We start from the raw sequence: 11,106 nt of genomic DNA on the forward strand, positions 1-11,106 counted from the left end.
TTAAAGCGGATTAATCGCCAGGCGCATACCCACGCTTCCAAAACAATAGTTCGGTGGATAACGGTCACGGCAAGCTGAGCGTACAAAACAGGCATCACTGGCCCATGAACCACCGCGTACGCTTCTGTACAGAGCCTGGAGTGGGCCTTGGGGATCAACACAGGGTTCAGTTCCCAGATTATCCTGCCAATAATCCTGGCACCATTCCCAGATATTACCGTGCATTTCAAATAATCCCCAGGTATTACATGGGAATTGTTTCACAGTAACAGTCTGTTTGCGATATACTCCTACCTCTTTATTTTTTTTGTTTTTTTCAGGTTGATAAGGATATCTTCCATCATAGTTAACCTGTTTGGGCGAGATATTACTTCCTAACGAAAAAGGAGTTGTAGAACCAGCCCGGCAGGCATATTCCCACTCTGCCTCGGTGGGAAGCCGACCAGAAAATCCAGGTACGAGCCGGTTCAGACGAGCAAGAAAGGTTTGCGTATCCTGCCAGCTTATTCGGGTGACCGGGTTCAGATCTCCTTTGAATCCACCGGGAGAGGTTTGCATGACTGCATGCCACATCGCCTGAGTTACTGGGGTGTCAGCCAGCCAGAACCCCTGAGATAGAAATACTTGATGTTGCGTTTCTTTGCCCAGCCAAGGTCGTTCTCCGTGTTCGTCCTTGGCCGACCCCATGAGAAAGGTTCCCGGCCTGATCCATCGAAAAGTCTGGCGAATGCGTTTGAAGGAAAAGCTCATCCACAGGCCGTATCTGTCCTCTCCCCAGTCCACAGCCCATGGCATGGGAAATTGAGGCGGCGAGAGATGGTTCCGGGATCTCATCCTGTTTTTTGGAGCCTTGTTCAGTTGCATAGGGGGTGCCTCATGTTGGCTGACTTGAAGGCGCGCCATCCGGTTCCTCATCAGGAGTCAGAGCGATGCGGAAACCAATATGAGGGTTGCGGAAATGAGGCGCAAACTTACCCCGAACAGCTGAACGAACTCCACCACCACTCAAAAACCAGGAACCTCCCCGGACCACCCGAAATTCGCTATATTCCGGCCCTGTCGGGTCAAGCTGTGGCTCTTCCGAGGAAAGATCTTCCTGCCAATAATCCTGACACCATTCCCAGACATTACCATGCATTTCAAATAATCCCCAATTATTGCAGGGCAGAGATTTAACCGCAACTGGTTGTTGCCTGTTTTTCCCTGTACGCCCGGTATCGTAAGGATGTTGCCCATTATAATTAACCTGTTCAGCAGTAATGCGGTTTCCAAACGAGAAGGGAGTGGCCGTGCCTGCCCGGCAGCAGTATTCCCACTCAGCCTCGGTTAATAAACGGGCCTTGAGTCCGGGGATACGTTTATTCAACAGCTTAAGGAACAAAACAGCATCCTGATAGCTGACTTGGTCAACCGGATAAGCAGCTCTTTTCAAGGAACTGGGATTATTACCAACAACGGCTTGCCATAATTCCTGGGTCACAGCTGTGTCAGCAACCCAGAAGCCTTTGGTCAAAATAACCTCATGTAAGGCTTCCTTGCCCCAGCTTTCCCGTTCCGCTTCATCATCAGGAGACCCCATCATAAACCAGCCAGGGGTAATTCTTCGGAACCGCTGGGTAACCTTTTCTTTAATTTTCAGATCAATAAAAAGACCGTATTGATCGGCTTGCAGCTCACCATTGCCAGCCCATGTTCCGTCCTCTTCAGCTGTACAGTTTTGCCAGGTTAAACGGTATCTTTTACCAAGCCAAAAAGTATCAACAAAGAGTCCCTTTGAATTGCGCCCCATGGATTGGGCCCAGGAAGGGCAAAAACATGTGCTGAAAATGAGCTGTTCTGTTGGGGTTTGCAGATAAAATTCCTTATCCTGACAGGTACAGTCATGGAGCAGTGTCCCGGATTGAACGGGCAAGGTAGCTATTCCTTGTTGAGTTTCTATTTTATGGAGTAACAGGCAGTCCACAGAAAGTTCAAACTCAAGAAGAGGACTTCCAGCTAATTGAGATACTGCGACTTCCTTGCTTGGGTACAGAAAGAGCTTTTCTCCCTGCTGGAGCACCTGATAGCTGACCGGTGGTATGGCTTTGCGTACTGTTTGGATAACCGTTTCTGCATCATACTCTGGAGAAAAAAGAGATCCTGATCGCAGCACTTTTTGATGGACAATGCCGTAAAGAAAGGAACGTGCTGTTAATTGTTTCCTGCACTCTTGAGGCAGTACTTCTATGAAATTAAGGAGATGTTCTGCCTGGTTACTCAGTTGGCTGTCTTGCTGCTGTTCAAACCAGGTTCGGGTAAAGCGCAGGATAAAGGATTCCAGCCAGGTTGTGATTTGTTGTTTAATGACCGTTGAATGAATAAAAGGGAGAACAGGGAGTACTTCCAGGGCAAAAAGAAGTGGAGCATGCCTTGCATCGCGTTGACGTAACAAGCTCAACATCTCTGCCTGAAGCCCTGCTTCTTCCTGAGCAAAGATTTGATAATATATGTTTTTTTTTTCAGGATTCAGGGCAAGATGCAACTTGCTATCCTGTTCTGTATCAGGATGAGCGCGGAGAGCTGCTTCTGTGGTGATGCCAGGAACAGAAGAAGGGATCAGGCGGATAATTTCCTGGAGAAGTTGGGCGTCAGCATATGCTGCAACAGAAAGGAGGCCAAGCAGGCGGCGTATTCGAAGATGATGTCTTTTTTCATGTTGTTTTTTTCTGCTTATCACACTGTGGTGCTTCCCTTTTTCAGGTTGAAAAGCAAGCAGTTCAGCAGTGGAAGCAACAAGATGTTCTAAATTCTGCTCAGAAGAAGAACGTGTTCTGGATTTTTTTTGACTTCTGTGTTGCGCTGAAAGATCCACAGGAGGGGAGGGCGGGAGCAGTTTGTTTGTACAAGGAACGCAAGGGGTAAATATTGGTACAAAAAGTTCTTCAGCAGTCAGGGGAGCAACCTTGTCCAACACAGCAGGCAAGATGCTTCTTGGGGTCTGCAAAGCCTCTCTTGATTGTGGGGCGTGTGGAACCGTTAAACGATGGGTATTCTTTTTCAGCGTTTTTCTTGCTGCGAGATGCCAGAAGGCTTCAGGTGGCAATGTACGCGTGATGTCTTGTGCTGTAGCAAGGGTAAGGGGCTTCAGGCTCGCAATGTGTGCCTGTTTGGTGCGTGTATGTGACCTGATACTGGAACGGGTAATTCTTTTTCCTTTTGCCGGATCATCTTCCAGTTGAACAAAATAACCTGCTCTTTTTGCGGCAATGTCAGCAGAAGCGGTTCTTGAAACAGCAAGGAGCCGGAGGATGTCTGCCCTGCCTACCTGTGTGCATAACCTTTTCATGGAATAATCAGAAGATGTTTCCGGTTTACTCGTTGGAATAACTTAAATAACTCTTATGTTGTGCTATCCTATGTTATTCTTCCCCAAGGTAAGGGATGAAAGTTATTCAGGAGTGGATTTTACCAGTGCATAGCGACTGATTTTTTTCAATAAGGCCAGCTGGTATTGTTCCAGAGCCTCACCAGAACAATTCGGTACGGGCATATCCTGTAAGGCCCGGAGCAGATCCAGAAATTCAGCCTGTCCTGGTTGTACACCGCCAAATCGCTGTGCTGCCCGGCGATCTTTTATGAGTAACTGGGCTGCCTTTATCTTGACCTTATCTGAAAAAACACCCTGAAAATGAATTTCTGCCCGTTGTATCAACCACAAAATAAGTGCCTTTTCCTGGGAGAACTCTTCTGCGCTGGACGGCAGGGATGCTGCTTCCTGCTGCTGTTGCCACCAGGTGCGAAGATACTCTTTATCATCAAAATGGAGATTAAGAACCAGGCAGCGCCGGACAAAGGCAGGAGGTAATTCCTCTTCCTCATTGCTTGTAATAATGACCAAGGGCTTATTAATGCCTGGAGCCATGCCAACAGATTCATCAAGCAGAGGCACATGAAAGCCGTTGTTGCCTAATACTTCAAGAAGAGTATTGGGCAGACAAGGGCTTGCCTTATCAATTTCGTCAATCAGGAGAACAAAGCCACGCTCTGCGGTTTCCAGCTCATCAATTTCTTCATAGAGAAATCCTGGTTTATAAAAAGGGTAGCAACATCTCTTGTATTGCTTATAGGCAGATACGCAGTCAAAAACCCACCAGAGTACTCCAGGACTGATAAAATTTCCCGGACGTAAGGCATATTCCTGACGTTGTATCTCTGGAATCTCAATACGATAAAGCGTTTGGGGAACTGCGCTTCTGTCGAGCTGATACATACTTTTATTTTTTTGCCGACTGGATTTCTTTTTTTTATGCCGGGCTATTTTTTTTTTTTGCAGGGCTGTGGAATGTTGAGGAGCGTTGTTGGTTGCCAGCGTCTCTGTTTCCTGGCCTTCTCTACGGAGTCCTCTGCGCTGTTGCCTGAGTGCTGATCCCGCTGCCTGGGCCTGAGCTTCACTGAGCCGAGCCACTGGATCATATTTCCATAAAAGATCTTTTCCCTCTGTGGAAGCAGTGATGCTTTCAGCAATAAAATAACGATCTAATTCCTGAGCAGCAGCACGGGCTAGCTGGCTCTTACCACTGCCTGGTTCACCCCGCACCAAGAGAGGACGACCTGTTGCCAAGGCCATCTCAATGGCAAAGGCAGATTCTTCATCAAAAATATGAAAGCTCTTGTTCCAGGATTGGTTTTGCTCAAGTTTTATCCGTTGCCCAACCCTGATTTTTTGCGGGCGAGGCTCATCGCTACTCATCTTTAGCTTACCTTAATTTGATTGTTGTTGAACAATCCCTGTCATGTCTATTGCAACGTATACAACCACCCTTTTAGAGTGGCTTTATTTATGTTTACTCCACAGTCACACTCTTTGCCAGATTTCTGGGCTGATCAACATCACAACCCCGTCGATTAGCAATTTCATAGGAGAGGAGCTGGGCCGGAATTGTGTAGAGCAGGGGATTGAGTTCCTCGTGTACCTGGGGAAGATAGAGCACATCATCGGTCAAGTCGGTAAGATGCTGATCTCCCTCTGTGCCTATCAACAGCAGCCTCCCTTGGCGGGCCCGAATTTCCTCTATATTGGAAATGGTTTTTTGATACACTGAATCCTGGGGTACCAGGGCCATCACCGGCATATCCTTGTCAATCAGGGCGATAGGGCCATGTTTGAGTTCACCAGCAGCATAGCCTTCAGCGTGGATATAGGAAATCTCTTTTAATTTTAAAGCACCTTCCAGGGCAATGGGAAAGTTTAATCCGCGCCCGACAAAAAGAAAATCCTTTGCATCGTAATAACCTTCAATCATCTTGCGAATCTGCTCCTGCATAACAGGCAGGGTTATGTCAATCACGGCGGCAATATCAATCAAGGCTGTTCCCAGCTCCTTGAGCTTGTCCTGATCAATGGTTTTGCGTACCTGACCGAGGTAGAGTGTGAACAGAAAAAGTGCTGAGAGCTGACTGGTAAATGCCTTGGTAGAGGCCACTCCGATCTCAGGACCTGCATGGGTGTAAATAACGCCATCTGCTTCTCTGGTCATGGTGGAACCGACCACATTGCAGATGGTCACGACCTTGGAACCCAAGGAGGCAGCCAGTCGGATGCCCGCCAAGGTATCTGCGGTTTCACCGGATTGCGAAATAGACACTGTCAGCACCCGCTCATTAAGCAGGAGTTTACGATAACGAAATTCCGAGGCAATATCCACATCCACAGGGATGCCAGCCCATTTTTCAATCCAATATTTGGTCACCAGAGCTGCATGCCAGGAGGTACCGCAGGCCACCAAGGCAATGCGTTCAATCTTGCAGAGTTCCTCATCAGAAAGCCCTATCTCTGGCAGATCAATCTTTCCGGTATCTGGAATTATTCTTCCGCTCACTGTGTTGAGGATGGCCTGGGGCTGTTCATAGATCTCTTTGAGCATAAAATGCTTATAACCAGCCTTTTCTGCCATTGCAGCATTCCAGTCAATGGTTTTGACCTGTTTAGTGATCTCTTGTCCGTCCTGAAGTCCCATGATGATGTAGGAGCCTTTTTCAAGCACAGCTAACTCATTGTCATCAAGAAAGATAACCTCTTTGGTATAGGGTAAGAGGGCAGGGATGTCAGAGGCCAGATAGCAGGCATCTGCATCCACGCCCATGACCAAGGGGCTCTGATTCCGGGCTGCAACTAATCTTCCTGGCTCCTTGAGCCACATCACCCCAAGGGCATAGGAACCATCAACCCGGGATAAGGCTGTGCGTACAGCAAGTACCAGATCATCTTCAAGATATTTTTCAATCAGGTGGGCCAGGACTTCGGTGTCAGTGTCAGAGGAAAAGCGGTGCCCATCAGCAAGAAGCTCCTGCTTGAGTTGACCGTAATTTTCAATAATTCCGTTATGGACAACCACCAATTCATCAGTGCAATCAGAGTGAGGGTGGGCATTATCTTGTGTTGGTGCCCCGTGGGTAGCCCATCGGGTGTGGCCCAGACCTGTATAGGCTTGCACACCAATATGTTCATCAACTGTTTCCTCTAAATTGACCAGCTTTCCAGCAGCCCGGAATTTAACCAAGGCATCCTGATATTGATACACAATACCGGCTGAATCATAACCTCGGTACTCTAAGCGACGTAACCCTTCCAGCAATACCGGAATAACTTTTCGATTTCCGGTATAACCGACTATCCCACACATGACGACTCCAACAAAATTATAATGAATAAAAAAGCCTGCTCCTCTTCAAATAGTTCCTCTGTTCGGAATTCTGTTCGGAATTCTGTTCGGAATTCTGTTCGGAATTCTGTTCGGAATATTCCTGAGAAGGCTGGCAGTGACAAGTAATGATAAAAAAAGAATATCATATCCGTGTGGTAAAGGATACAGAAAAATAATATCTCATAGTTGAGAAAATATTTACAGGGCCTGACAAAGGCAGTATCCTTGCTCTGCTGGTAAAAGATGACCCTCCAAAAACAAGAAGTGATCGTAATGATGAGTCCTGAAAAAAGAAAAAAAGCAGGTGTTGTTGCCTATAAATATACAGAGAATGATCAAGAACCTTTGGTGCTTATTGTCTCGGCCCGCAAGGTCAAAGGGTCGTGGGTCTTTCCTGTGGGCGGGATTGATCCCGGAGAAACTCCGGAAATCGCAGCAGCCCGTGAGTGCGAAGAAGAGTCAGGTTATTGTGTTGAGATTAGAGATAAACTGGTGCCCAACGCTTCAGAAAACGAATCAAATGAATTTACCTTCTTTTTAGCCACTGTATCAGCTGAAAAAGAAAGCTGGGAGACCGATAGAAGCAGGGAGTGGATCCCTCTTTCCCAAGCCAAAGACAGATTGCCCTCCTTTTTGCATAGTGTGGCAGAGGAAGCAGCTCGATGTCTTGCTGGGCAGTAACTTCCATGACCATTATACCGGGAATCGCAGGAGCAAACCTGTGTGTTTGCCCTTGCCGTTATAGAAATTAAAGGGCAGACACGCAGGCCTTGCTGTCCCTACACTGATATAAAAAAAACCTTAAGGACACTCAGCATGAATACAGCAGATGAGCGTAAGCGGCTCAAGGAATTACTTCTTGAAAAATCATACCGTGAGGGAACCTTTACCCTGACTTCTGGAAAAACTTCTGATTTTTACATTGATGGTAAGCAAACCACTTTGGATGCTGAGGGTGGTTATCTCTGCGGACGTCTGCTCTTTGAGCTTATCAAAAATGCTCCAGAAAAGATCAGCAGTGTTGGCGGCATGACCTTGGGCGCAGATCCTCTTGTCACCGCAGTCTCCATTGTCAGTCATCTGGAAGGCAGCCCTATTCCTGCCTTTATTGTTCGCAAAGAAGCAAAGGGCCACGGCACAGGCAACTATATAGAGGGCAAGAGCAACTTAGAACCAGGAGGATATGTTGCACTTGTCGAAGATGTTGTGACCACTAGTGGAACCTTGGTGAAAGTTATTGAGCGGGTAGAAAATGAAGGCTTCAAAGTCGGTTTGGTTGTCACAGTGGTTGACCGGGAAGAAGGCGGTGCTGAGGTTCTTGCTCAGTCTGGTTATCCATTACAATCCATCTTTACCAGAACAGAGTTGGTTGGTTAAATAGTTGAACGATTGAGAATTGTTATGCAATGCAAGAAATGTAATGGTACGCTGAAAGTGGTCCGCCAATGCCGCCGAATCCGGTTGAAATGCCAAAGCTGTCAGCATGAATATCAAATCCATGAAGTTGCGTCAGAACTGGATGCGGAAACCGAAAAGCTCCTTGAACGCTATACCTGCATTATTTACGATTGAGCAGTGAATCAAAAATTCAGATAGGATACCTGTGTAAGCAAAATGAGTATCCAGTGTTTTAAGGCAACTGTGAATAGGCAGAACCAGTACTGGTATTCCTTAGAGACTGTAAAAGCTTTTGTCACCAATGTCAAAGTGCAGGGGCATGCGCCATTTGGCAACACAAAGCCAGGTCAGAAGGCCAGCTGCCGGGAGGAGAAAGTAAGGTTCCGCAGTAGAAGTGGTGCTCAGAAGACGATCAAAAACTGAACCACAGAGGAATAAGGGCACAAGAGGAAGCCCGATAATTCGAAAACAAAAAGTCTCTTTCAGGGCAAACATCCCTGCACCAGCGTAGAAAAAGCCTAAGCTGAGGTCAGCCAGGGTCGTTGCAACAGGCGTCGTTCCTTTCAGGACATAGGCAAAGGCCAGGATGATGAAACCAATCCAACTGACAACAGGAAATAACCATCGGAATTTTGGGTCATAAAGATGGACATTGGCACTTGCCAGGGCAATGCCAGCGGCAAAGACCGGCAAATAAAAAACACCTAAAATTTGTACACCAATGATTCGTTCAATGCTGTAGATCAGGGCAGCTACGGCTGCAATGGTCAAACCGGTTCGATACAGAGCAACGGTCATGTTGTCCAGAGAATTCATTTCCGGGGTATGTTCAGGAGTAGCCATAATAAAAAAAGTATAAAAAATGGTTAAGTGAGAGCCTGGAAGCCTGGAGTAGTGAATCCGGCTAAGGTACCACCCAAAGAAGAGCTGCGCAATTATTTTTCCGTGAAGCCCCAGAAAGGATAATCCAGCTGATACGAACCAATCATGCCTGGCGTATGTTCACGGCTGGCCACCAGCCAGAGTGCATTCTCCCGTTCCTCTGGCGGGGCATTGCTGAAAGGGTCCCATTGCGGGAGCAGAACCATAGCGTTGTCCGCCGAGTACTCAATATCACCAGACCCCTTAAAGGCACCCAGCTGGGGTTGTTTATCATACTGACCATCATCGCCCCGTGTCAACTCTGAGATGACAAGAAAAGAAACATTGAACTCATCCCGCAGGGCTTCAAGGTGGCGAAGCCAGGCATCAATCCCGGTTCTTCGTTCAGAAAAATCCTTAAAGGGCAGTTTATGGAGACTGTCAATCACCACCATAATGTACTCGGATTTGCTTTCATGGCGAAAGAAATCAATATGACTGCGCATTAATTTGGGGTTCAGCTTACGGTCTGTGACCACCCGGAACCAAGGGAGTAACCTTTGTAATTCACCCTTGGCCTTGCTTAGCTGCTGTTGCTCTTGTTCTGTGAGGTTATTGCTCTGGATCTGGTCTGTACTGAGCCTGCTTAAGCGGCACAAGGTGCGCTGATAGATTTTTTGGCGTCCGTTTTCAAAATCATAGTAAATAACCGGAACCTTACGCCGGGCCATTTCAGTGGCCACCTGGATAAAAAAACAGGATTTTCCCGCCTTAGGCAGCCCGCCCATGATATTTACCCCGTGCAGACCACCCAGGGCCTTATCCATCCTGTTGAAACCGGAGAGCATCATTTGATAATTTTCTCCGCCCTGGAGACCGAGTTGTTCCTCAAAGTGAAGAAATTCCCGTTCTGGTGAGCTGAACGGAGAAAAGGCCTTTGCCTCCTGGATCAGCTTAAAGAATTCCTGTTGAAATCCTTTGCTTTTTTCCTGGACCAGTTGAACCAGATTGAAATTTCTCGGAGCAGTATCAGGCCAACGGATCATTCTGATCTTAAAGCCTATTCGGGTGGCAAGCTCGCGGGCTGCGGCAATCGATTCCGGGCTGTGATTGACGCAGAGAAAAATCGTGTTGAGCCAGGCCAGTTGCTCTGTCTCTAAGTGACCGAATTCACCGATGTCGGGCAGGGCGATACCGGGCAGGCCCATCTGGCGAACAGCAAGCAAATTATTTTCCCCTTCAATAATTACCAGACTACCATTCTCGCAACGTTGAATATCCTCCATGTTGAAGATCCGCAATCCGGGCCGGGCAAACTCCTCATTGCCGTGCCAGAAGCTATCTTCCGGTTTGTCGGGATGGACGCAGCGGGCTGCGTAGCAATTGCCGTCTTCCTGGATGTAGGGATAGACCAAATAACGTCCGTTATAGCCGATCTTCATTTCCCGCAGAACTGCCTGGGATACCCCGGACTGGGCAAAACGTTGTATCAGATCATCGGTCATCCGGTCCATAAAGTCGCGCACTTCATGATTGATATTCTTGACCGGGTAATTGATCTGGCTGGCAGCATAGTCCCGATCCGGATCAAACCCAGGCACCAGGCTCAGGTCGAGATGGGCCTGACGAGCAAAATGGAGCGGAAAGCCACCTGGTGAGCAACGGTTGAGGCAGCGATAGTAGCCATGAAAATAGCTCTCTGGATTCAGAAAAACCACCAGTGCCTTTTCCCCGCTTTTTCTCTTGCTGTTTACAGCCTTGCCTGATTGAGCGCAAAAAGGGCAGTCTGCGGTCAAGGCCTTATTATGCAGTTTCGCTTTTGGAAGTTGGGTCAGGTAAAAATTTGTTACCGGATCAGTACAGTTCATGGTCAATATCCTTGGATACTCATCAATAAAAATAGAAGATAATGCTCGTTGCAGCTGATTTATGGTAATACCATAACACGACCTCTGAGTTGATATTTTGCTGGATTGTATCGGATCGGTTGCCAAATCTGAACGGGAAAGGTAGTATTGCCATTCGTACAAAGATGATAAGGGTGTTGAAAAGTACCCCAGCATAGAGCAATTTCAGTTGTCCGAGATGCCCAATAAGCATTTTTTTTCGTTTGTCAGTGTTACTGCAGCTTGATGTCGAACACTTTCCAGGCGGAATTCAGCCT

The 11,106-nt window shown here is 47.4% G+C and carries 9 protein-coding genes; 3 read left to right on the top strand and 6 right to left on the bottom strand.

Annotated elements, in window-relative coordinates:
* The 4 genes from L2082_RS08540 to glmS form a co-directional block, all read right to left on the bottom strand.
* Nucleotides 1-903, bottom strand: coding sequence for a formylglycine-generating enzyme family protein (locus L2082_RS08540; RefSeq protein ID WP_446011106.1), 903 nt, complete (start codon nucleotides 901-903; stop codon nucleotides 1-3).
* Nucleotides 875-3,325 carry a formylglycine-generating enzyme family protein gene (locus L2082_RS08545; RefSeq protein ID WP_446011620.1) on the bottom strand — a complete coding sequence of 817 codons (2,451 nt, stop codon included), beginning with the start codon at nucleotides 3,323-3,325 and terminating at the stop codon, nucleotides 875-877. The genes L2082_RS08540 and L2082_RS08545 overlap by 29 nt, the downstream gene beginning before the upstream one ends.
* A 102-nt stretch (nucleotides 3,326-3,427) precedes the next feature.
* On the bottom strand, nucleotides 3,428-4,729 hold the full coding sequence (locus L2082_RS08550; protein ID WP_446011621.1) for an AAA family ATPase: 1,302 nt from the start codon (nucleotides 4,727-4,729) through the stop codon (nucleotides 3,428-3,430).
* Between the two features lie 94 nt (nucleotides 4,730-4,823).
* On the bottom strand, nucleotides 4,824-6,662 hold the full coding sequence (gene glmS, locus L2082_RS08555) for a glutamine--fructose-6-phosphate transaminase (isomerizing) (RefSeq protein ID WP_446010213.1): 1,839 nt from the start codon (nucleotides 6,660-6,662) through the stop codon (nucleotides 4,824-4,826).
* 264 nt (nucleotides 6,663-6,926) lie between these two features.
* Between glmS and L2082_RS08560 the strand changes: the two genes are divergently transcribed.
* From L2082_RS08560 to L2082_RS08570, 3 genes are all read left to right on the top strand, one after another.
* Complete coding sequence (locus tag L2082_RS08560; protein ID WP_446010212.1) at nucleotides 6,927-7,364, top strand: NUDIX hydrolase; 438 nt, start codon at nucleotides 6,927-6,929, stop codon at nucleotides 7,362-7,364.
* Nucleotides 7,365-7,499: 135 nt separating this feature from the next.
* A complete protein-coding gene (gene pyrE / locus L2082_RS08565) occupies nucleotides 7,500-8,060 on the top strand; it encodes an orotate phosphoribosyltransferase (RefSeq protein WP_446010211.1) in 561 nt (186 codons plus the stop codon).
* Nucleotides 8,061-8,084: 24 nt separating this feature from the next.
* Entirely contained in the window at nucleotides 8,085-8,255 is a 171-nt protein-coding gene (locus L2082_RS08570) for a dual CXXC motif small (seleno)protein (RefSeq protein WP_446010210.1), read from the top strand.
* Between the two features lie 99 nt (nucleotides 8,256-8,354).
* On the opposite strand, the gene L2082_RS08575 is transcribed toward L2082_RS08570, so the two are convergent.
* Together L2082_RS08575 and L2082_RS08580 are read right to left on the bottom strand one after the other, a co-directional pair.
* A complete protein-coding gene (locus tag L2082_RS08575; protein ID WP_446010209.1) occupies nucleotides 8,355-8,924 on the bottom strand; it encodes a DUF2301 domain-containing membrane protein in 570 nt (189 codons plus the stop codon).
* A gap of 92 nt (nucleotides 8,925-9,016) precedes the next feature.
* Nucleotides 9,017-10,810, bottom strand: coding sequence for a DnaB-like helicase C-terminal domain-containing protein (locus L2082_RS08580; RefSeq protein ID WP_446010208.1), 1,794 nt, complete (start codon nucleotides 10,808-10,810; stop codon nucleotides 9,017-9,019).
* Nucleotides 10,811-11,106: the final 296 nt, after the last annotated feature.

Source organism: Candidatus Electrothrix sp. (genome assembly GCF_052785085.1).